This window comes from Nonlabens tegetincola (assembly GCF_002954355.1).
GTDB classification, from domain to species: domain Bacteria; phylum Bacteroidota; class Bacteroidia; order Flavobacteriales; family Flavobacteriaceae; genus Nonlabens; species Nonlabens tegetincola.
In genome coordinates, this window is record NZ_MQVV01000017.1 from 292,869 (window position 1) to 315,105 (window position 22,237).

Annotated in this window: 20 protein-coding genes; 8 read left to right on the plus strand and 12 right to left on the minus strand. The window is 35.8% G+C overall.

Translation table 11 applies throughout. The annotated features are described in order from the left end of the window. Positions 1 to 142: 142 nt before the first annotated feature. A complete protein-coding gene (gene paaZ / locus BST93_RS12955; RefSeq protein WP_105019499.1) occupies positions 143 to 2,680 on the minus strand; it encodes a phenylacetic acid degradation bifunctional protein PaaZ in 2,538 nt (845 codons plus the stop codon). Positions 2,681 to 2,956: 276 nt separating this feature from the next. Between paaZ and BST93_RS12960 the strand changes: the two genes are divergently transcribed. Further along, the gene (locus tag BST93_RS12960; RefSeq protein WP_146105032.1) at positions 2,957 to 3,742 is read left to right on the plus strand and encodes a phage tail-like protein; all 786 of its coding nucleotides are present in this window, start codon (positions 2,957 to 2,959) and stop codon (positions 3,740 to 3,742) included. Positions 3,743 to 3,774: 32 nt separating this feature from the next. Continuing rightward, positions 3,775 to 4,530 carry a phage tail-like protein gene (locus BST93_RS12965; protein ID WP_105019501.1) on the plus strand — a complete coding sequence of 252 codons (756 nt, stop codon included), beginning with the start codon at positions 3,775 to 3,777 and terminating at the stop codon, positions 4,528 to 4,530. Positions 4,531 to 4,583: 53 nt separating this feature from the next. Here BST93_RS12965 and pcaF read toward each other — a convergent pair whose 3' ends face one another. Then, entirely contained in the window at positions 4,584 to 5,798 is a 1,215-nt protein-coding gene (gene pcaF / locus BST93_RS12970) for a 3-oxoadipyl-CoA thiolase (RefSeq protein WP_105019502.1), read from the minus strand. Positions 5,799 to 5,919: 121 nt separating this feature from the next. Between pcaF and BST93_RS12975 the strand changes: the two genes are divergently transcribed. The 5 genes from BST93_RS12975 to BST93_RS12995 all read left to right on the plus strand — a co-directional run bounded on the left by BST93_RS12975 (position 5,920) and on the right by BST93_RS12995 (position 9,464). Continuing rightward, positions 5,920 to 7,098 carry a 3-hydroxyacyl-CoA dehydrogenase NAD-binding domain-containing protein gene (locus BST93_RS12975; RefSeq protein ID WP_105019503.1) on the plus strand — a complete coding sequence of 393 codons (1,179 nt, stop codon included), beginning with the start codon at positions 5,920 to 5,922 and terminating at the stop codon, positions 7,096 to 7,098. Beyond that, entirely contained in the window at positions 7,098 to 7,625 is a 528-nt protein-coding gene (locus tag BST93_RS12980; protein ID WP_105019504.1) for a DUF1697 domain-containing protein, read from the plus strand. Before BST93_RS12975 ends, BST93_RS12980 begins: the two co-directional genes overlap by 1 nt. 3 nt (positions 7,626 to 7,628) lie before the next feature. Next, positions 7,629 to 8,033, plus strand: a complete 405-nt coding sequence (locus BST93_RS12985; protein WP_105019505.1) for a PaaI family thioesterase — start codon at positions 7,629 to 7,631, stop codon at positions 8,031 to 8,033. Between the two features lie 106 nt (positions 8,034 to 8,139). Further along, entirely contained in the window at positions 8,140 to 8,670 is a 531-nt protein-coding gene (locus BST93_RS12990; protein WP_105019506.1) for an RNA polymerase sigma factor, read from the plus strand. Beyond that, positions 8,670 to 9,464 carry an anti-sigma factor gene (locus tag BST93_RS12995; protein ID WP_105019507.1) on the plus strand — a complete coding sequence of 265 codons (795 nt, stop codon included), beginning with the start codon at positions 8,670 to 8,672 and terminating at the stop codon, positions 9,462 to 9,464. Before BST93_RS12990 ends, BST93_RS12995 begins: the two co-directional genes overlap by 1 nt. Positions 9,465 to 9,779: 315 nt before the next feature. On the opposite strand, the gene BST93_RS13000 is transcribed toward BST93_RS12995, so the two are convergent. The 5 genes from BST93_RS13000 to BST93_RS13020 form a co-directional block, all read right to left on the minus strand. Then, entirely contained in the window at positions 9,780 to 11,996 is a 2,217-nt protein-coding gene (locus BST93_RS13000; protein ID WP_105019508.1) for a TonB-dependent receptor, read from the minus strand. Continuing rightward, positions 11,996 to 13,273, minus strand: coding sequence for a tetratricopeptide repeat protein (locus tag BST93_RS13005; RefSeq protein WP_105019622.1), 1,278 nt, complete (start codon positions 13,271 to 13,273; stop codon positions 11,996 to 11,998). Before BST93_RS13005 ends, BST93_RS13000 begins: the two co-directional genes overlap by 1 nt. Positions 13,274 to 13,383: 110 nt before the next feature. Next, a complete protein-coding gene (locus tag BST93_RS13010; protein WP_060524122.1) occupies positions 13,384 to 13,944 on the minus strand; it encodes a DUF4331 family protein in 561 nt (186 codons plus the stop codon). 17 nt (positions 13,945 to 13,961) lie between these two features. Continuing rightward, complete coding sequence (locus BST93_RS13015) at positions 13,962 to 14,615, minus strand: DUF4331 family protein (protein ID WP_042277616.1); 654 nt, start codon at positions 14,613 to 14,615, stop codon at positions 13,962 to 13,964. Positions 14,616 to 14,743: 128 nt separating this feature from the next. After that, on the minus strand, positions 14,744 to 15,523 hold the full coding sequence (locus BST93_RS13020) for an enoyl-CoA hydratase-related protein (RefSeq protein ID WP_105019509.1): 780 nt from the start codon (positions 15,521 to 15,523) through the stop codon (positions 14,744 to 14,746). A 177-nt stretch (positions 15,524 to 15,700) separates the two neighbouring features. On the opposite strand from BST93_RS13020, the gene BST93_RS13025 reads away from it, so the two are divergent. After that, positions 15,701 to 17,839: a T9SS type A sorting domain-containing protein gene (locus BST93_RS13025; protein ID WP_105019510.1), complete on the plus strand. Its 2,139-nt coding sequence runs from the start codon at positions 15,701 to 15,703 to the stop codon at positions 17,837 to 17,839. Positions 17,840 to 17,847: 8 nt separating this feature from the next. On the opposite strand, the gene paaD is transcribed toward BST93_RS13025, so the two are convergent. From paaD to BST93_RS13050, 5 genes are all read right to left on the minus strand, one after another. After that, the gene (paaD, locus tag BST93_RS13030) at positions 17,848 to 18,384 is read right to left on the minus strand and encodes a 1,2-phenylacetyl-CoA epoxidase subunit PaaD (RefSeq protein WP_105019511.1); all 537 of its coding nucleotides are present in this window, start codon (positions 18,382 to 18,384) and stop codon (positions 17,848 to 17,850) included. 244 nt (positions 18,385 to 18,628) lie between these two features. Further along, on the minus strand, positions 18,629 to 19,429 hold the full coding sequence (gene paaC, locus BST93_RS13035; RefSeq protein ID WP_105019512.1) for a 1,2-phenylacetyl-CoA epoxidase subunit PaaC: 801 nt from the start codon (positions 19,427 to 19,429) through the stop codon (positions 18,629 to 18,631). A gap of 243 nt (positions 19,430 to 19,672) precedes the next feature. Further along, positions 19,673 to 19,957, minus strand: a complete 285-nt coding sequence (paaB, locus tag BST93_RS13040) for a 1,2-phenylacetyl-CoA epoxidase subunit PaaB (RefSeq protein ID WP_042277605.1) — start codon at positions 19,955 to 19,957, stop codon at positions 19,673 to 19,675. A gap of 18 nt (positions 19,958 to 19,975) precedes the next feature. Then, positions 19,976 to 20,932 (minus strand): 1,2-phenylacetyl-CoA epoxidase subunit PaaA, encoded by a 957-nt coding sequence (gene paaA / locus BST93_RS13045; protein ID WP_060524110.1) that lies wholly within the window; start codon positions 20,930 to 20,932, stop codon positions 19,976 to 19,978. Between the two features lie 102 nt (positions 20,933 to 21,034). Next, entirely contained in the window at positions 21,035 to 22,111 is a 1,077-nt protein-coding gene (locus tag BST93_RS13050) for a 2Fe-2S iron-sulfur cluster-binding protein (RefSeq protein ID WP_105019513.1), read from the minus strand. Positions 22,112 to 22,237 lie beyond the last annotated feature (126 nt).

A 22,237-nucleotide genomic window follows, 5' to 3' on the forward strand; every position in this document is an offset into this window, starting at 1 on the left:
TAGAAAAGCTTAAAGTGTCGTTAAACAATTTATAAACACTAATCAATGTGTTGATTTACAGTTATTTAAAATCAATACGTTGATTTAATACAATTGTTAATTAATTATATAAATTAAGAGTTACTTAAGAACCACGTAGTCTTTACAACAGTCCAAATTGTTCCAAATGATGTGTTACATGTTTACGCTCCAGCAAGCTCCATTCGTATTTAGAAAGCGGTCCAAAAACAGCATTCTTAGTAGTAGCTTTTGGATTACGCTTAAAGTAATCTATGTACTCATTACGAGCCTCAAAAAGTTTTTCAATAGCGGTTGCCAGGTCTTCATGTTGTAGCTCCTCTAGGCTTCCATCTTGTTTCATTAATGGCATCTTGAAATCACGCGGCATTTTCTCATAATTCCATAAGGTTGCTGCCACTTTTTCTAGATATTTTTCTGGTGTTGCTACTTCAAAATCTTGAATCTCACCACTAGCAATTCTGTAACCATGCTCTAGATGCTCGACCATGTGCTGCATGGTCATGCTGCCCCATAATGGTTTTGTTTCTGGGTTCGCTTTCGCGAAAGCGGAACGCATAAAACGTTCATTGATTTCTGGAAATGTTGTTTGCTTTTTCTCTACCATCGTAAGAATAGTCGCAACCGCAACGAGAGCTTGTGCTTCTTCGTCCGTTTTACCGTTTTCATAATCAACTGGCTCTGCGTCAAAAACCTCAACATACCATTTTACGATACCACTAGGATGCTCACGACCGCTTACATCGCGCTCGCGTTTTTCTTTACAAGTTAATCGCACATAAATCGTATCGTTGTGGTATAACGGTCTTAAAAAACGAATATCTTCAAGTCCATAATTGGCACTTACTGGGCCTTTATTAGGATAAACGAACAAACCAGCAGCAGCACTAATGATAAAGTAACCATGCGCTGTGCGCTTTTTAAAAATGCTACCATCTAAACTGGTGATATCTGTATGGGCATAAAAATGGTCCCAAGTAAGATTAGCAAAGTTTTGAATATCCGTATCAGTAAGAGTACGCTTGTGCGTTTGCAGACTCATACCAGGTTTGATATCTTCATAATGATAGGCAAAAGGATGCTTTTCGGCTTCTTTGTACGCACCATTAGGTTGGTAAATTCCTGTGACTTCTGTGAGTGTCGTCGGGCTACCTTGAACCGCACAACGTTGCATGTAGTGTTTGATACCGCGCAGTCCGCCCATTTCCTCGCCGCCGCCGGCACGTCCTGGTCCACCATGCACTAATAACGGTAGCGGTGATCCGTGTCCGGTGGATTGTTTTGCGCTTTCGGCATTTAAACATAGTATTCTTCCATGATGCGATGCAGCTTCTACAGTGTACGCTTTCGCGAAAGCGTCATCACCAGTAACCACACTGCTCACCAGAGAACCTTTACCCATTTGAGCCAACTCGATTGCCTCTTCAATCCCATTGTAAGGCATGATGGTACTCACAGGACCAAAAGCCTCAATCTCGTGAACCGCAATGTTTTTGAATGGGTTGTCTTCTCTCAACAAAATTGGAGACATGAACGAGCCTTTTTGGGCATCGGCGCCATGAACCTCAACATTATCTAAATCACCATAAACGATGTTTGCTGTCTCGGTTAGTTTTTTAATTTGGCTGATAGTTGTATCACGCTGATCATTATTAATTAACGCACCCATGCGTGTTTCCTTTAGTTTAGGATCACCTATAACAGTACGACTTAATTGCTTTCCTAAAGCGATTTGAACATCTTCAACCAGATTTTCTGGAACGATAATGCGACGTATAGCAGTACATTTTTGGCCGCATTTTACGGTCATCTCCTTGCGCACTTCCTTAATGAACAGGTCAAATTCTGCTGTTCCAGGAACCGCATCTTCTCCCAAAACACAAGCATTTAAACTATCAGCTTCCATTGTAAATGGAACACTCTCTTCTAGAAGCTGGCTGTGATTTTTAAGTTTACGACCTGTGGCAGCACTACCTGTAAAGGTCACAACATCTTGAGATTGTACAGTGTCTAAAATACTTGTAGTAAGCCCAGATAACAATTGCAGTGATCCTTCTGGTAAAATACCGCTATTGATAATCTCGCGCACTACAGCCTCTGTTAGGAAAGCTGTTTGAGGTGCTGGTAATACCACTGCTGGCATTCCTGCCATCCAGTTTACGGCGCATTTTTCTAGCATTCCCCAAACTGGAAAATTAAACGCATTGATATGAACTGCTACTCCTCTTTTAGGTACTAAAAGGTGGTGTGCCATAAAGCGTCCACCACGCGATAAATCAATAGGCTCACCTTCTACAGCATAACTTTGGTCTGGAAAGAGTTTACGCAAACTGGCATTTGCAAATAGATTACCAAATCCTCCTTCTATATCTATCCAGCTATCTACTCTCGTAGCACCAGTGCGGTAACTAATCTCGTAAAACTGTTCCTTGCGCTTGGTAAGATAAAGTGCTAGTTTCTTTATCATATTACCTCGCTGTTGAAAGGTCATATCTCTAAGGATTTTACCATTATCTCTACCATATTGCAAGGCACTAGCGATATCTAACCCTTCTGTACTTGTTAAGCCTATTACGTCACCGGTAATGGCGTCGTACATATTACGAGCATTTCTATCATCTCCTGTTAACCATTGTCCATTTATATAAGAAGGTAAAATCATAATATCGTGTTGTTATCAGGCTTTTAAAGATGATAAAGCCCTTAATTTAAATTCGCATGATTGATTGTTACGAAAATAATAAATGATAACAGTACAAGACTAACATTTGTTAGTTAATTTAAATTCTTTAAATTTTTTGTAAGAAATTGGATTTACTATTGATTGAAAATAAAACTGTTAAACCTAGAATAATACCGATTATAGATTTAAATAAAACCGCATGATCCATTTACTCGTAAACCTAGACTGTACAATACGTTTGCAAAAAAATAAGAAATGAAATTATTGCGGTTATTATTAATGTGTTCCATACTGTCTTTTTTTGGTCAGGCTCAAGTAGGAATAGGCACTACTAATCCTGCAATTGGGACTATTCTTCACATAGATGATTCCAGCGGAATTAGAGGTGTAAAACTACCCGATGCTAACCTCATTGATCTTAATACCATAGATCCTTTACCTACAGGCACACATGTAGGAACCATGGTTTATAACATTAACTCCTTCACTGGTCAAGGATTTTTTTATTGGACTGGCCTTGTATGGGCTCCTTTACAGTTGTTCTCTGAAAGAGCTGCGAAATTTCAGAATCTTAAAAATATAGAGACGACTAACGATGTTAACCTTAATACTCCTGCCGGTGTAGATGTGGAAATTATGGATGGCGTTGTGTTTAATGATAATCTAGATCTTTTTGAACAAGTAACTGATGCTAATAATCGTGTAACTAGAATTAAAGTAAAAAAATCTGGCAGATACAAAATCACCGTTTTTATAGGTTTAGAACAAGATGATGCCACAGCAGGATCTTCATCCATACAAGGAAGAATTCGAATAAAAGATTCGATGAATTCATTGAGGTTTGAAGGTAGTTCTCACCGAAGTTCTGAGATGGATCGAAATGGTACCGGTGATGATGATGGTACACTTTCATTTTCAGAAATTTTAAATCTTGATGAAAATGATGAAATCTCTATTAATTGTTCCAATCTAGAAGGTACCGCAGCTGTTTATCAACGAGACAAAAAAGGCTCTGCATTTATAATAGAAAAAATCAGATAAAACATTCAACTTACGACTTAATCCCTATTCTTTTGAAGACAATTACAGTTTTATTAGTAATCCTATTATCCCTACCAATTCATGCTCAAGTAGGTATAGGAACCAGTCATCCTGCCGCAGGAACTAGCCTGCATATAGAAGATTCTACTGGAACAAGCGGTGTACTTTTCCCCAAAGTAAATATCCTAGATTTACAAACGGTAGATCCACTTCCCACAGGTACGGAAAACGGGACCATAGTCTACAATACAAATCTTACTACTGGTGAAGGTTACTACTATTTCAAGGACGGTAAATGGGAACCCATTTTTGGGGTTGTAGGCTCTATGGCTAAATTCACGAACCTTCTATTTTCCACAAGTTCCAATAATTTAAATACAGGAGGCTGGACAACTACTCAATTATGTACTAGCACTTATTTTAATGACAACGCAACCGTATATCAAGAATCTGGCCATACAACTTTGACTGTAGGCCAAACTGGTAGGTATAAGGTTGTTGTTAATATATCGTTAGAAGGATTTTCTAATAATAACAATCAAGCATTGCTAGCTGTAGAATCTACATTACGTATAAATGGCACTCAAACTGGTGGTATCTATCGCAGTCAAGAAATGATTTCTGCAAATAGCTCTACACCTGATTATAGCAGCATTAGTATCACCGAAATTATTGAATTAAATGCCATGGATAAAATTACTGTAGCAACCAGACGTACTCAAGATACTGGTACAGTTTATTTACGCTCTGAAAGGTCCTCGAGCATCTTTATTGAAAGATTAGATTAATTATCAAACCCCAGTTTAAAATTTAACTAGGATTTGATACTTAGACAGTTATCTTACAAACTAGCATTCTCAATGACCATCGCATAACCTTGACCTACACCTACACACATGGTAATAAGCGCATAGCGTTTACCGGTAAGTTGTAATTCCAACGCCGCGGTATTTGCAAGCCTAGCTCCTGTCATTCCAAGTGGATGACCGATAGCGATGCTTCCACCATTAGGATTAATTCTAGGGTCATCATCTGCCAGTCCCCACGAACGAGTGCAAGCTAGTGCCTGTGATGCAAATGCTTCATTTAACTCTATAACATCCATATCATTCATAGTTAATCCTGCTTTTTCAAGAGCACGATTACTAGCTTCTACAGGTCCTATTCCCATTATACGAGGTTCTACTCCTACTACAGCACTACTCAATACTTGAGCTCTAGGCGTTAAATTATACTTCTTGACAGCATCTTCACTAGCAATAACTAATGCAGCAGCACCATCATTAAGTCCGCTAGAATTTCCAGCAGTCACTGATCCACCTTCTTTCTTGAAAGCTGGACGTAACTTTGCAAGTATTTCTTTGGAAGTAGTAGGTTTTATAAATTCGTCTTGATCAAAGACAATTGGGTCTTTTTTACGTTGCGGTATTTCGACAGCTACAATTTCTTTAGCAAATCTTCCATTTTGTTGTGCAGCAGTAGCTTTATGCTGTGACCATGCTGCAAAGGCATCTTGATCTTCACGAGATATACCAAATTTCTCTACAAGATTTTCGGCTGTATTTCCCATTCCATCTACTCCATACATTTCGGCCATTTTGTGGTTTACAAATCGCCAGCCAAAACTACTATCATACATCTTACTGTCATTACCAAAAGCACTACTAGGTTTTGCTATGACGTAAGGACCACGTGTCATATTTTCTACACCACCGCATACAAACACATCGCCATCACCAGTCTGAATAGCACGATGAGCGTGTACCACACTACTTAAACCAGAGCTACATAATCTATTAACTGTTTCTCCTGGAACGCTCCATGGCAATCCAGCAAGTAATCCAGCCATACGTGCTACATTACGATTATCCTCACCAGCTTGATTAGCACATCCCATAATAACATCGGCATAGGCTTCTTTTGGAATACTAGAGTTCCTGTCAACAACAGTTTTTATAACAAGAGCCGCCATGTCATCTGGACGTACTTTTGAGAGCGTTCCTTTGTAATTTCCTACTGGCGTTCGTACACCATCGATGATATATGTTTTTTTCATAAAGTATATAAATTACGCTTTCGCGAAAGCGGAAAAGTAAAATGATTTTCATCAAAAATACAAATAAGAAACTCGGTAGAAGTATCCTCAAACTCTTAAATTTGAAGATCAAAATTAATCTATGAAAATTAAGACAGTAGGAATTATAGGCGCTGGAACAATGGGTCGTGGTATTGCACAAGTTGCAGCTACCGCTGGATGCACGGTTGCACTTTTTGATACGAATCAAGATGCTCTGGATAATGCCCGTGCCTCTCATGAAAAAATCATGAATCGATTGGTAGAAAAAGGACGTATCGATGAAGATGAGAAAAACCGAATTCTAAGTAATATCACGTATGTGGATGCTGTCTCCGCTTTCGCGAAAGCAGACCTCATCATAGAAGCCATTATAGAGAATATTGACATTAAGAAAAAGGTTTTTCAAACTATTGAAAAAACTGTTTCTGAATCATGTATCATCGCATCAAATACCAGTAGTTTAAGTATCGCGAGTATTGCTGCATCACTAGACAAACCTGATCGTTGTGTAGGTATTCATTTTTTCAATCCTGCTCCATTAATGAAATTGGTAGAAGTTATACCAGCGGTACAAACTAGTGACTTAACTTTAAACACTAGTGTTGCTACTATAAAAGAATGGGGTAAGGTTGTGGCAGTAGCAAAAGACACACCAGGTTTTATCGTTAACCGTGTAGCACGTCCTTTTTACGGAGAAGCTATAAGAATTTTTGAAGAAGGCATTGCCGATATTCCTACCATAGATTACGCTTTAAAGAGTTTAGGTTTTAAAATGGGACCTTTTGAGCTTACAGATTTCATAGGCCATGATGTAAATTATGTAGTGACTGAGACTGTATTTAAGGCTTTCTATTACGACCCTAGATACAAACCTAACTTTTCTCAAAAAAGGTTAGTTGAAGCTGGATGGTTAGGCCGAAAAAGTGGTAGAGGTTTTTATGATTATAAAAATGATGAAGCCGCTAATTTCTATGGAAAACAACAACCAAACAAAGAGACAAAACTTATCGAGAATATTCAAGATAGAATCCTTGTCATGCTTATTAATGAAGCTGCCGATGCTTTGTTTTTAAATATAGCAAACGCTACTGATATTGATACCGCCATGACTAAAGGCGTTAATTACCCTAAAGGATTACTCTCATGGGCTAATGAAAAAGGAATTTCATGGTGTGTAAATCAATTAGACTCGTTATACGATCTGTATCGTGAGGACCGTTACCGCTGTTCACCTCTTTTAAGAAAATTGAATGAGCACGGTAAGCAATTTGATATTTAATGAGATACGTAGGTTTATTAAGAGGTGTTAATGTAGGCGGCAAAAACAAACTTCCAATGGCTGAATTGAGGAAAGCTTTAAGCTTTCTTCCTTTTGATAACTTAGTGACATACATACAATCTGGAAACATTGTCTTTGATTCTGATTTTAGCAGTACAGAATGTTCTACTCTCATATCAAACACTATATCTCAAAATTTTAACCTGAACATTCCTGTAGTAGTTTTTGAACAAGCTAATATTATAGAAATATTAGATTCTAATCCATTTAAAAAGCTATGTGAGGTAGAGAAAAAATTCATGTCTTTTGGATTTCTTGATGAATACCCCAGTAAGGAAAATTGTGAATTAATGGAGTCTTTTTCTAATGAAAAGGAGTTCATCAAAATAACAGAAAATATCATATTTTTTTACTGCACTATCGGGTTTGGTAAAACAAAATTGACTAACCATTTTATGGAGAAGAAACTCAAAGTTTCTTCGACTATGAGAAATTATAACACCACTTTGAAATTATCAACACTGTAGAATATGGACGGAAAAGAAATACCTAAAAAAATGCTTGGTCTAGATCCTTTTTCACAATGGTTAGGTATCGAGATTTTAGAATGTGAGGTAGGCAAAGTTACATTGGGAATGACTGTAAGACCCGAAATGCTTAATAGCATGGGTAAAGCTCACGGTGGCATTACCTACTCCTTGGCAGATAGTTGTTTTGGTTTTACTGCAAATACACATGGCAAGTATGCGGTCTCTATTGAAACTAGTATCAATCATATTGAAGCACTAGAAGCAGGTGATTATTTGATAGCAACTTGCACTCTTAATGAGACAAGAAATAAAGTAGGTTTCAATATTGTTGAGGTTTACAAGGGCAAAACTTTAGTTGCGTTATTTAAAGGAGTAGTTTACCGCACCAATAAGAATTGGGAATAAATCATATTTGTTAAGAAATAACTTAGAAAAATAAACTTATTGAGTATCCAAATATGCAATACCACTAAGTTTTTCTATTTTTACACATTACCGGTAAATTGAATTAATGACATCACTAGATAATCTTATAATAAGATTTAAAAATAAAGAGGTTGATGCTTTTGAAAAGCTATACGAAATGTATAGCGATAGTATCTATGGTGTCATCATGAATATCGTGAGAAATGAAGAAATGGCGACTGAGCTTTTACAGGATTCATTCTTAAAAGCCTGGAACAACGCAGAAACTTACAATTCTAAAAAAGGAAGGTTTTTTACCTGGATGCTTAATATAGCGCGTAATAGCGCAATTGACAAGACAAGATCCAAAGCTTTTAAACAATCACGTAAAAACCTAGACTCTAGTTTATTCGTAGATATTATACCAGACAATGAAAATCTGGATAACAAGACGGACGCTATAGGCATCAAAAATTATGTAAAAGCCCTTGGTGAAACTTGTAAACAACTTATAGAATTGCTTTATTTTAAAGGTTTCACTCATAAAGAAGCCGCTGAAGAATTAGGCAATCCTATAGGGACGATTAAAACTAGGAATCGTAATTGCATCAAACAATTACGCGATATGGTATTATAATGAAGGATATTAAAGAATACATAGAATCTGGAATTCTTGAGCTATATGTAGCTGGGAAACTTAGTGAACAGGAAAATCAAGAAGTTCATGAGATGATGTATGAACATCCTGAAATTAAAAAAGAAGTTGAAGAAATTGAAAAAGCGATTTTGCTATTAACGGCATCAGTAGCTCCAGGAACAGTTTCCTTCAACAATATTTTAAATCATTTAAACTCAAACGATAAAAGAGTAATACCGTTAAAAACTAGATATAATTGGGTTACCTATACCGGTTGGGCAGCAAGTATTTTATTAGCAGCTGGCTTAGTTTATAATTATCAGTCCAAAGTTGATTTACAAGGCGAATTAGAACTAACAGAGAGAGAAAATCGAATTCTTGAAATTAAGTTTGAAGACTCTCAGGAAGCTCTAGTTCAAACACAAAATACCTTAGATGCTATAAGAAGTAAAGACGTCATTACTATACCTTTAGGAGGTCAAGGTAATTTTGCCGACTCTTATGCTAAGGTATACTGGAACAAGGAAGATAATTCTATTTATATTGACGGGTCTGGCCTACCAGAAACTCCAACAGGTAAAGTATGGCAAATATGGTCTTTAACTTTAAATCCGCTTACTCCGACTAGTTTAGGAACTATTGACAGTTTCAATGATGATGAAGACAAACTATTTAAGTTTGAAAATGAATATAGTAGTGAAGCTTTTGGGATAACTCTAGAACCAACAGGCGGAAGTGAATCTCCTACTATGGACCAACTACATACTCTAGGAGTAGTAAATTCAAATCCTTAAAGGGTTCATTTTTCATTAATTCTACAATCCTTCTTAAAATAAATTTTTCTCCTTCGTTTAAGGACTTATTCATTAATTGCCTTGTCCAGCTATTGAACTTTCTTATATCAAATTTGAAGATTTCGTTTAAACTAGTTCAGTGAATTCTTTTTAATCAATATTAATTGAAATCAAAAACGCCCGTATTCAATATACGAGCGCTTTTTCAACCAACTAACTAACCAATTAACTATTACAATTAGAAAATAAAAACCTTAAAATTATCTCAATCAAACCATCGGCTAGTTATCAGTATATTCTAAACATATAAAGGTTTTAAAATTTGTATGTAGCAATACCTCTTATGTAAAAAGGTGTTCCTGGAGTAAAATGTAATTCTTCTGTACTCGCAGATTCATTTCTTAAACGAGATTCAGTAGCAAACTGCGCCTCATTCCAATCAATATCAAATAGATTTTCTACTCTAACTCCAAGGGTGAGCTTATTAAACTCATAAGACACATTTAAATCAAACACTGTATAACCTTCGGCTATTATAGTGTTGTCTTCATTTGCTGGCCTATCATCGATGTATCTCATTTGCAGGCCACCTGAGAAATTTTTAATATCCTTAAAATATAAACCAGAGACCAATGTAAAGTCAGGAGCCAAAGGAATAAAATCCTCTCCATCAAGTTCATCAATAGCTCTTGCTTTAGTATAAGTTGCATCTGCATTTAGAAAAAGCCAATCGTTTAATTGGTATCTAGCACTTAAATCAATCCCGTATCTTCTTGTTTTTCCACTAGGCTCAACTATCCCGGCATCACCAACATACACAAACTCTTGTTCTAAAAACAAATACCACAAAGCGCCTTCTACTAATAACCTAGGTGCAGGTTTCCAGGTCAATCCTAAATCTGCGTTATAGGATCTTGGTAATATTTCTTCACCTTGATTAGCTACAACTACTCGGGCATCATTAGAATGAAATCCTAAACCAGATTTAGCGTAAACTTGAAAATCATTGTTTATAGTATAGTATAAATTTAGTTTTGGATTAAGAAGGGTTTCAGTTTCAGATTGGGTTTCATAATTTTCTTGTAACTGATCGTTATATAAGAAATTGAAATGATCCAATCTCACACCTGGCTGAATTTTAAACTTACCAAAATCCAACATTGCTTCTACATAGGCACTTGTATTGGTTTGATTAATATCACCTAACTGTAACACTTCAAGAGTTGTTTTTCTGTTTGCTGTTCTGGATAATTCAACATCATTATTAACATCGTGCCTTAAACTAAAACCATAACTCAAATCAAGATCAAAATTTGAGAAATTCTGGTTGTAGTTAAACTTTGTATTTATACCATATATATCACGATTCTCACGTTGTTTAATCTGATCACCATTAATAGGATCCTCTAAAAAGAAAGTAAAGTTTGAGAAAAGTTCAAAAGTATAATTAGAATAAAAAGCATTTGCGGTTAAGGTTGTGTTTTCCGAGAGAATTGACTGGAAACTTACATTGAAATTAGTTCTTGAAGTATCACCACCTTCCGTATCATCTATTGCACCAAAACGTGTAATAAGTTCTCTATCAACTGCTCGTTGAGGAATTTGACCAGATGCATCCCAACGGCTTGTGAAATGAGATGCCGTAAGTTCTACTCGATCTCCTGAAGCTAGATTCTTAATATACTTTGTAAATAAATTGATTCTATTAAAATTTTGTGGAGATTCGAATGGACCATCACTCTCTAGGTATTCTACAGCTAGATAAGCATTATCAGTGCTCTTTTTATCTAAGAGGTTAAACATACCGACTGTTCTCAGTGTATTAAATTGTCCAAGACTCAGGCTCAAACTATTCTTTTGTAAATAATCTTTGGTTTTAAAACTTACATATCCAGCTGTATTGAAATCTCCTTTATCAGCATAATACGCTCCTTTACCAAAGTCGATAACATCTATCGTTTCTGGAATTAAAAAATGAAGGTCGCTATAACCTTGTCCATGAGCATGTGATACCATATTCACCGGCATGCCATCCACATCGATTGCCACATCAGTTCCATGGTCAATATCAAATCCACGTAAGAAAATTTGTTCAGCTTTACCACCACCAGCGTGTTGACCAATGAAAAGACCTGGTACTTTCCTTAAGATTTCTTGAGATGATGTTACAGGTGCAATTTCAAGATCTATTTTGGAAACTGTGGAAGTAAGATTCTTTTGAGAGGCTACAACCAGTTCCTTAAGCTCTACTGGTTTCAACTTCAAAACAATTTTATTATCCAACATGGTTTCAACTTCTAATAGTTGGGTAGAATAACCTAAAGACCTATACATGACAGTATCTCCAATTCTTGTATTCAATAATTCGAACCTACCTAATTCATTACTATGAGTGTGTTCTTGGGTTCGTTGGTTTTCTATATAAACATCCTGTAATGGTTGATTAAATTCTGATACAACTGTTCCTGAAAACTGTTGTGCATGCAATAAGGAGCTTATTAAAAATGTAGCTAAAAAAAAGGCGTTTTTCATTATAAAGTTTTAATCTTAGAAGTTGTCACAGGTCCTAATTCATATGAGCTCGCAAGTAATTCTTTTTTCATTTCTTGAACAATTTCTACACGGTTAACATTTTTATAAATTTTAGCCATGTGTAATAATGCCAATGGTTCAAAAGTTTTACCATACACCTTGTCATCTATTATTGCAATAGCTTTTTCTGTTTCTCCAAGATTATAATAACTCCAGGCAAGTAAATCATATGCCATAGGAGTTGGTCTGTTTGCTACTTCAATTTTTGCTATTTCTAGAGCAACCTCTGGTTGTTTAACCTCATCAATAAAAATTGCGATGTCATAAGCATTATACATATCACCATAATTGTCATCTTTAGTTAACAATTTATATTGGTTTAATGCTGTTTCTTTTTCAACTGCATTACCTGAGTATTCAGAAATTTCGGCTTTTAATAGATACAAATCCGGAGACTTATAGTAGGACAAACAATGATCTATAATATCATTTGCATCGGACACTTTATTTTCATGGGAATATAATATCCACGCGATACCTTTTTTAGCATAGGCATCCTCTGGCTTTAACTCTAATGCTTTTAAGTAATGATTATAACTTTTTTCTATTTCACCAGCATGACCATAAAAATCCGCAAGATTTGTATAGGACCAATATTTGAGAGAAGACAAGTTTGAGGATTCTGCAATTTTGGTAGCCTTTTCCATATTAAAAATAGCATTATCCAAATTACCCTTATGATCTTCCCATTTTGCTACTCTTATAAAGTAATCAAATCCACCATCGTTTCTTATGGCATCTAACTGTTTTTCTGCTAGAGAATAGTTTCCTAGTTCCAAATGGACATCAAATAACATTTTTTGAGTAGCTAAAAGACCATCTCCTATATTTTCTGCATCTTCCAATAACGTTAGAGCTTCTTTAAAACGATGTTGAGATATGTAATTTGAAGCTAGGGATCTTAAGTAGCCCGGTTCTCTATTTTGTGTTAATTCAACAGCTTGATTCAAATCAGCCTCTGCTAATTTTAGATATTCAATTTTTGCAGTGAGATCAAATAGACTAGAATAGACATTTGCTCTTTTTACGTAATAAGGATGTTGATTAGGTGTTTCATTTATTTTGTTAGTCCAGAATAGTGCATCTTCAAGTTGCGACTTTAAATCTGGTGTTTGGTTAAGATACTCTGCATATTCGTCACCAGTTTTGAAGGTGTTTTCACAACTTATAGACATGGCGAGTAACATTGCGAGCAATGAGTAAATAGTAATTTTCATTTTTAGGTTTTTAAGATTTTTAATATTAAGAGACGAGCTTTTCATTAAGAGAACCTTTAAAAAAACTCGCCTCTAAGTAAATGGGGAATAGATATCAACTAGCTACTCACCTACCAAGGTGAAGCTAGGTAAGGGAAAGAACTATCAAATTGTTTATCATTAGCATCAACATTGTCATTTGATAAACCAGGATTTTCAGAAAAATCTTCACCTCCAAAAATCAATAAAAGTTCTACTGTAATAACATCATCAGTTAAAGCACGACCCGTTAACACATTAGTCCCATCAAAAAAGGTTGTAGTCCCATCTAATGATACATTAAGGACATCTGTAGCAAGTAAACCTGTAAAGGCAGCAGCATCTTGTCCTAAAGCATTTTGATCACCAGGATTTGCAAAGGCTGGACTCAATCCAGTAAGATTGTTTTCAAACATCGTTTGAAACATTGCATTTTGATTAGATGGAATTGTGGTATTAAAATTATCTTTCATTCCAGAAGACACAAAGACAGTATTAACCGCTGGTCTTCCCATTTGATCTTGTTGTACAAATGTTCCAGAAAAATCTGGTCCTTGTGGAGTTGTATTTATATCGTCGTCGTCACTACAGCTAACAGCTGTAAAAGCTAAAGAGACAACTAGAATCGATATCTTAAAAATATTAGATTTCATATTAATTCGTTTTAAGGTTATTGTTTTCTTTTAGTCTCTACCCAAGTATTGATAGTTCCTGATCCACCTATCATAGACTTAGGCACCTCAACTACAATCGACATTACATTAGTACCAGCAAAGGTGTCAGTACCAGGATTATTAAAACTTGTAGCATTTCCGGCGATGATCTCGCCATATTGAGCAAAATCCATGAAAAAAGGATCATCTCTAGGACCTGCAAACGCCATCATTCCATTTGAACTTTCAACAATAGCATTTTGACCATACGGCGTAATATCCACTACTAGTTGATTGTTTGAATTGGTAAGAATACTACTGTTAAGACCAGTTCCCATAGGAGCATCTGGACCAAAAACATACATTTGTCCATCCTTTGGAATAGCTTGTATTACTAGATCTTCAACATTATCACCATCGGTATCAATGTTGAATTCAACTAACACGTTTTCATCAAAAGATGCTGCTCCAGTTGCATTTGGCGATAACAACCCTTGCACGTTTGCAACAAATGCAATGTTATTAGAGTTTTCACCTTGGAAGGCATAAAAATCGGTGATATCACTTGTACCACCTTGTACTGCAGGCGCGTCAATATGATCTGCTGCGATCACGACTAGACCTACGATTGCCATAGCGGCAAATAGTAAGTAAAATTTATTTTTTTTCATAAGTGTGAGAATTAAAAGTTAATCGGCTCTCAATTCTATTTACGTCAACTTATGAAAAGTGGTTTTGTTAAAGTTTTATTAAACCATATTAAAGCACTATTTTACAGACTAATAGGTTCGTTTTTATATTAATTTCCTTTGAACTTTGGACTGCGTTTTTCCATAAAAGCTGCAACACCTTCTTTGTAATCCTCGGTTTGTGCGCTTTCAATTTGAAGTTTACTTTCTAGGGCTAATTGTTGTTCAACGTTGTTTGAATAACTTGCGTTGAATGCTTTCTTTGTATTAGCCAGGGCAATGGTAGGTAGGTTTGCTAGTTTTTCTGTTTTAGCTTTCGCAAAAGCTAAAAACTCATCATCTTTTATCGCTTTATAAATCATACCCATTTGTTCAGCCTCGTTTGCGGTAATTTTATCGGCTAGCATAGCGATAGCACTCGCCTTACCAAAACCAATTAATCGTGGTAAGAACCAGGTCCCAGCACTATCTGGAATTAACCCTATTTTACTAAATGCTTGAATAAACGCAGCACTTTCTGTCGCAATTACCACATCACAACACAATGCGATGTTTGCTCCAGCACCAGCAGCAACACCATTTACTGCAGCTACAACAGGTTTTTCTAAATCACGTATCTTAATCACGATAGGATTATAATGGTCGTCTAGTATAGCCTTAAAACCAGGATTGAGTTCTGGATCAGTAATCTCTTGAATGTCTTGACCAGCACAAAAAGCTTTACCTTCTCCAACAATCATTACAGCACGCACATCATCTTCTTTACAACGATCCAAAGCATCTTGCATCGCATGGGCCATTTCTTTATTAAAAGAATTAAAAACCTTGGGTCTATTAAGAGTTATAGTGGCGATATTGTTTTCAATTTTAAGCAAAATACTGTTTGACATATGATTTATGTATTTCTACCTAGGCTATACCTGGGTTGATGAATAAAGGATTATTAATTTATGTAAAGTTAATAGTTAGTACGCTTTCGCGAAAGCGGAATTAAAATCGATGTAGATTTAACTCTAAGTTAATCGAAGAGTTCAAAATCTTTTATATTTTCAAACAAACTACCAGCCATGAAATACTTCTCTGTCATAATAGTGCTATGGAGCGCTTTAGGATTTTCCCAACAAGGCGATATAGATTTTGAATTAGTGGTGAGTAATGGGCCGATGGGTGGATATGCAGATGTTACTTACTATATATCAAATTTATCTCCTACAGCAACCTATACTAATGTCACGATCAATCATCCCGATGCAGTTTTACAGAATGTAGTGGTCACTCCATCTACCTTGCCACCTGGTATTCAGGTATATTTAACAGGTCGTATACCATTGTCTGGAGACAATTATGCAGGAATAGGATTGCGCAACACTCAAGCTACTCTTACTGCTAGTGATGGAACTACTATAATTACAGAACTTTCTGACGGTAGAGATTTTCAAGGAAACAGTATGGATGATGGTCCAACTGATTATTTTGTTTTAGAATCACCTAGTTATGGTGTCATTTATATTGACGACAATTTGAACGGTCAATACGATGCAGGAATAGATACATTCTTACCACAGGTAAGGATAAATTTATATGATAGTTCTGGTAATACAGATTTTTTGATGACAAATGAAACTGGATGGTGGTATTTTGATAATAGTTTTCTACAGAATAATAGTACAGGTAATTTCACTTACGGTGCCATCATAGACGTTAATTTACTACCTGCAAATGGTACACGTACCTATCAACTTACAGATGGTGATAATCCCTTTATCCCTAACGGTACTCTTGCCTTTAATTTTAATATGAGCCACGGTTTTGTATCATCAGATTTTGGTACCATAGAGGCAAGTGCTTTTTTAGATGAAAATAATAATGGTATGCGTGACACAAATGAAGTCAATGTCCCATATGTCGATTTTGAATTTATTAAAGATAATGATCCAACTAGTGCTTTGATAATTAACTCTGGTAATGATGGTATTGTAAGACGCTTTGATAGTAATCCAGGGATCCAATTGAACGATGTCAAAGCTATACTTACCAACAATTCAAGTTTTTACACAATAACAACACCAGATTACGACGATATTACCACGACGATCAATCAAACATTTTACGCTCCATTTGCCCTGACAGAAAATTCTAGTTCAAATAGAGACACTGCTGTATACCTAACAAATGTGGCATCACCAAATCCAGGATTTGCCAGTAGATGTAGAATTACAATTGACAACCGCAGCCCTGGAATAAGCACAGGTAATTTACGATTCACCGCAGATTCAAACGCAAGTATTCTAAATGTGTTTGATCAAAATGGCAATGATTTATTGATGAATGGAGTTGCTACGGCAACAACTTCTGGGTTTATTATGAATTACTCCATACCCTATTTTTCTCAAAAAGAGATAGATGTAGTTATGGACACGCCAATCACCGGAGTACAAATGGGAGATGTTTTCACTCATAATTCTACTATATTACCCACATCTATAGATGTAGACACTGGTAACAACACTCAAAACATTGATGTTAGTGTAATTGCTTCATATGATCCTAACGATATTACTGAAATAAGAGGTCCTTCAATTCCTATTAATTTATTTTCTACCAGTGATTTTTTAGAATACACCATACGGTTTCAAAATGAAGGAACTGCAAATGCCCAATTTGTACGAATTTTGTCCTCACTAGATGCTATGCTTGATTTAACGACACTAGAAATGCTTTCTAGTAGTCATAATTATACTTATACTATAACTGGTAACGAATTAGACTGGTATTTTGATAATATTCAACTAGTTCCACAATCGGTAGATGAACAAGCTAGTCAAGGTTATATAAAATACCGTATTAAACCTCGTGCTGGTTTTTCAGTAGGTGATGTTATTAGTGCCCAAGCAAGAATTTTCTTTGATTATAATCCCGCTGTTTTTACTGAAGAATGGACCAGCACATTTGATTCGTCAGCGTCGATTAATGATTCTAGAGAAATTGTTACTGTATATCCCAATCCTATAAATAACCATAATGAATTACACATTTCACAATCAGAAAATGGAAAATTTGAATTATTTGGGGTAACAGGTATACTATTTTACAGTGGCGAGTACCACGAAGGTGTCATAAAACTAAATAACCTTTCTCCAGGAATCTTTTTTTTGAAAGTTATCGGTAACGGTAGGTCTGCCGTTATTAAATTAGTTAAAGAATAAACCTCTTCTTACTTCAAACACTTGAAATAGTCAAAGGGCTCTAGACAATCATCACATTGAAACATTGCTTTACAAGCTGTTGAACCAAATTGACTGACTAGTTTTGTATTAGTAGAACCACAGTTGGTACATTTGACCAACTTTTTATTATTAAGTAAAACATCCTTATCGGCAGTTGGTTCTAGAGGAGCAGCTATACCATATTCTTCCATAGCTTTACGACCACGTTCTGTAATCCAATCGGTTGTCCATGGTGGCGACATGATAAGTTGTATGGTGGTTGTGTAGCCCGCTTTCGCGAAAGCGCGATCTAAATCATCTCCTATAACATCCATTGCCGGACATCCACTATATGTAGGTGTAAGTTGAATGGTTACATGATCTTCATCCAATTGCACACTTCTGATTACACCTAAATCAATAACACTCAAGACTGGAATCTCTGGATCAGAAACAGACTCTAAAATATCTAAAACATCTTTGGGTAAATCCAAAAATTGTTCAGAATTTAATTCATAAGAATTTGTTTTAGAATCACTACTCATCTCTATGTCTGTAAATATTTTATTTCTTTAGTTAGCCAATACATTGAAAATAATCTTTGCTTCAATTTAAAAATGGGTTAAACTCAATATTTGAACGCTCACATAAAACTAAGTACTAGTAAAACAATTAAATTTTTAAATACTCTTTATTTTAAAAGTCTCACTGCCAGTAATTTAAAACGAAAGTGCTATCAAAAAAGTTTTTAACCGCCGTTATAACTTACTGTAGAGGATTCACTCAATACTACCATTTGCTATTCGGGTAGGTACGCTGCATATATTGCATTTCTGCAAGGATGTATCCCATGTACTCACTGTGAAGTCCGTTTTTCCCTCCTTTTTGAAAGTAAGGTACTTCTGGAACTTCCAGGGTTGCCTCTGTTAGCAAGTTTTCTACTTTTTCATAATAGTACTCTCTTAATTGTAGCATATCTGGAGCTACGCCAGCATCAATCATTGCTGAATCAGATTCATTTACTTGAAAAAGTTCGTCCGTAAACACCCAAAGATCATTAACCGCTTTTTGAGCTTTATCATGACTTTCTTCTGTTCCATCACCTAATCTCTTTAACCAATCTCCTGAGAAACGTTCGTGATAACTCGCCTCTTTAATTCCCTTAAATGCTAGTGCTCTCAGTGTTTCATCGGCGCTTTGTTGCAAGGCATTCAAGAACATTTTATTAAAAACGTCAAAGAAAAACTGTCTTGCAATTACATAGGCAAAATCTGTATTAGGTTGTTGTACCAGTAATACACTTCTATACTCACGCTCTTTTCTTAAAAAGGCAATATCGTCCTCGGTACTTCCGTCACCTTTTATTTGAGATATATACTGATAAAAACTGCGAACTTGACCTAAAAGATCGAGCGAAATGTTTGTTATAGCGATATCAGGTTCTAGATTAGGTCCATGACCACATAGTTCACCTAGTCGTTGAGCTAAGATTAAATAATTATCGGCAACACCTAAAAGATAGTCGATCAGGTGTTGTTTATTTTCCTTGGACTCTAGGAATTGTGGGTTTAATTCTCTTATCGGTTTCATTTTCGCTAGTTGTAATTAAAGTCTAGTTTTAGGTATAGACTTATTTTATCTTAATCTCAATTAATGGCGTCATTACTAATTTAAAAGATGCCCTATCAAAAGAGTTATATATTTTAATAACTATAAGAATATCTAATCGTAATTCTCATTTAAGATGAAGTGAAAATTAACATTCTTATTTCCATTTCCTTTCTGAACTAATATGTCCAATTTTTCCCAAACATCTCTTATAGTATTAGCATATTACATATGTTTCAACTCGTCTGGCAATTCATAAAAAGTAGGATGCCTATACACCTTATCGGCAGCAGGCTCAAATAACTCTCCACTATCTTGTGGATTGCTTGCAGTGATATGTTTACTTTCTACCACCCAAATACTCACACCTTCATTTCTACGTGTATACACATCTCGAGCATTATTGAGTGCCATTTCTGCATCCTCGGCATGTAAACTACCACAGTGCCTGTGTTCTAGACCATTTTTAGATCTAATGAATACTTCCCATAATGGAATTTCTTTACTCATAATATATTAAGTTCTTGATTAGATAGCTTGCTTATTTTTACGCTCGTTTTGTTTCTGAGCGTATGCCATCGCAGCATCTCTCACCCATTTTCCTTTTTCCCAAGCATTTCTGCGATCATCCAGTCTTTTTTTGTTCATTGGTCCATGACCCTTTACTACTTGCCAAAACTCATCCCAATCTATTGGACCAAAATCATAACCTCCTTTTTCTTCATTCCATTTTAATTCAGGATCTGGTATAGTAAGTCCTAGAATATCGGCTTGTGGAACAGTTTGATCAATGAACTGTTGTCTAAGCTCATCATTAGTTTTGCGTTTAAGCTTCCATTTCATGGATTGTTCAGTGTGCACACTGTCTTTATCTTCTGGTCCAAGCATCATTAAGGATGGCCACCACCATCTATTTAATGCATCTTGAGCCATTTGTTTTTGCTCTTCTGTACCGTTACAAAGGGAAAGCATAATTTCATAACCTTGTCTTTGGTGAAAGCTTTCTTCCTTACAAACACGCACCATAGCTCTTGCATATGGTCCGTAAGACGTACTACACAATGGCACTTGATTGATGATAGCAGCACCATCTACTAACCAACCTATAGCTCCCATGTCAGCCCAAGTTAAAGTAGGATAATTAAATATAGAACTATATTTAGCTGCTCCTGTATGTAATTGATTGTATAACTCTTCTCTCGAAATTCCTAGGGTTTCACAAGCGCTATATAGATACAATCCATGACCTGCCTCGTCCTGAACTTTGGCTAATAATGCAGCTTTACGTCTGAGTGAAGGTGCTCTTGTGATCCAATTTCCCTCGGGTAACATACCCACGATTTCAGAATGGGCATGTTGTGAAATCTGACGTATGTGAGTTTTACGATACTTCTCTGGCATCCAGTCTTTCGGCTCAATTTTTTCATCATTTGCGATTTTAGCCTCAAACTGCGCTTCTAAACTTTTAATTTCTGCTTCACTCATAATTTCTCGATATTATCACTTCATTACCTATAAGGTACTGTAATGTGAATTAAACTTAAATGTTTTATCAATAGTTCCTATTAAAGATAGGTACTTATTAAATTAAACATCATAATCAACTACTAATTTTTTACTAGTCGGAACACTTACGCAACTAAGTACCAAACCTTTGGCGACCTCTTCTTCAGTAAGAGCATAATTAACTTTCATAGCCACACTACCTTCTTTAACCTTGCACTTACACGTACTACACACACCACCTTTACAAGCATAGGGAAGATCGGCTCCTGCTGCAATCGCTCCATCTAATACATTATCATGATCATCACCTAAAACAAAATGGAATTCTTTGCTTCCATCAATAATTGTGACCTCAACACCATCCACTTTTTGTTCAAGGGCAGCTGCAGCTCTTGCTTTATCTTCTTCACTTAAACCACTTACAAACAATTCGTAATGAACATTTTCAGCCTTCATCCCAGCAGCAACTAATTCATCGCGAATTAGAAAAATCATCTCTTCAGGTCCACAAATAAAAGCATGATCAGTATGCGGCGCATTAATCAACGTTTGAGTAAGAGTTTGCATCTTTTCCTTATCAAAGCGGCCGTTAAATAAAGGTATATCACGGTGCTCTCTACTCAAAAAATAAAACACTTCAAACCTGCTCAAATATTGATTTTTAAGAGCTTCTATTTCTTCCTTAAAAATGATTGAGCTAGCAGTTCTATTCAAATAAAACAATTTGAACTTAGCGAGTGGTTCTTTTTTCAAATGTGTTTTAATTATACTTAGCATAGGTGTAATACCCGAACCAGCAGCAAAAGCGACATAATTCTTACTTTCTGCCTCACTGTAACATTCAATACCAAAATCACCGCTAGGCGCTGCTACTTGTATTGAGTCACCAGCTTTAAGCTTTCGATTTACAAAAGTTGAAAATTTACCTTGGTAAATTTCCTTCACGGCTACCTTCCACTCATCATCAAGAGGACTACTGCATAAAGAGTAACTGCGTCTTACATCCTCGCCATCGATTGTTGCTCGCAATGTTAAAAACTGTCCCTGACGATAATTAAACTCTTTTTTAAGTTCTTTGGGCACGTCAAAAGCAAGTACCGTCGTATCATCAGTTTCTTTATAGACCTCAGATAATGTTATGTTATGAAATGTATTCACGTTGAATAAGTCGTTGATTTAAAACAAAACTAACACTTGTTAGTTTGTGATGCAAATATGCTGTTTTAATTAGACTTGTTCTGTATTGAAATTAATTATTTTAACCTGGTTTTCACGACAATTTTT

Excerpts from the sequence above, each read along its gene's own strand:
- paaZ (WP_105019499.1), bottom strand. The coding sequence starts at position 2,680 with ATGATTTTACCTTCTTATATAAATGGACAATGGTTAACAGGAGATGAT.
- BST93_RS12960 (WP_146105032.1), top strand. The coding sequence starts at position 2,957 with ATGAAATTATTGCGGTTATTATTAATGTGTTCCATACTGTCTTTTTTT.
- pcaF (WP_105019502.1), bottom strand. The coding sequence starts at position 5,798 with ATGAAAAAAACATATATCATCGATGGTGTACGAACGCCAGTAGGAAAT.
- BST93_RS12975 (WP_105019503.1), top strand. The coding sequence starts at position 5,920 with ATGAAAATTAAGACAGTAGGAATTATAGGCGCTGGAACAATGGGTCGT.
- BST93_RS12980 (WP_105019504.1), top strand. The coding sequence starts at position 7,098 with ATGAGATACGTAGGTTTATTAAGAGGTGTTAATGTAGGCGGCAAAAAC.
- BST93_RS12985 (WP_105019505.1), top strand. The coding sequence starts at position 7,629 with ATGGACGGAAAAGAAATACCTAAAAAAATGCTTGGTCTAGATCCTTTT.
- BST93_RS12990 (WP_105019506.1), top strand. The coding sequence starts at position 8,140 with ATGACATCACTAGATAATCTTATAATAAGATTTAAAAATAAAGAGGTT.
- BST93_RS12995 (WP_105019507.1), top strand. The coding sequence starts at position 8,670 with ATGAAGGATATTAAAGAATACATAGAATCTGGAATTCTTGAGCTATAT.
- BST93_RS13000 (WP_105019508.1), bottom strand. The coding sequence starts at position 11,996 with ATGAAAAACGCCTTTTTTTTAGCTACATTTTTAATAAGCTCCTTATTG.
- BST93_RS13005 (WP_105019622.1), bottom strand. The coding sequence starts at position 13,273 with ATGAAAATTACTATTTACTCATTGCTCGCAATGTTACTCGCCATGTCT.
- BST93_RS13010 (WP_060524122.1), bottom strand. The coding sequence starts at position 13,944 with ATGAAATCTAATATTTTTAAGATATCGATTCTAGTTGTCTCTTTAGCT.
- BST93_RS13015 (WP_042277616.1), bottom strand. The coding sequence starts at position 14,615 with ATGAAAAAAAATAAATTTTACTTACTATTTGCCGCTATGGCAATCGTA.
- BST93_RS13020 (WP_105019509.1), bottom strand. The coding sequence starts at position 15,523 with ATGTCAAACAGTATTTTGCTTAAAATTGAAAACAATATCGCCACTATA.
- BST93_RS13025 (WP_105019510.1), top strand. The coding sequence starts at position 15,701 with ATGAAATACTTCTCTGTCATAATAGTGCTATGGAGCGCTTTAGGATTT.
- paaD (WP_105019511.1), bottom strand. The coding sequence starts at position 18,384 with ATGAGTAGTGATTCTAAAACAAATTCTTATGAATTAAATTCTGAACAA.
- paaC (WP_105019512.1), bottom strand. The coding sequence starts at position 19,429 with ATGAAACCGATAAGAGAATTAAACCCACAATTCCTAGAGTCCAAGGAA.
- paaB (WP_042277605.1), bottom strand. The coding sequence starts at position 19,957 with ATGAGTAAAGAAATTCCATTATGGGAAGTATTCATTAGATCTAAAAAT.
- paaA (WP_060524110.1), bottom strand. The coding sequence starts at position 20,932 with ATGAGTGAAGCAGAAATTAAAAGTTTAGAAGCGCAGTTTGAGGCTAAA.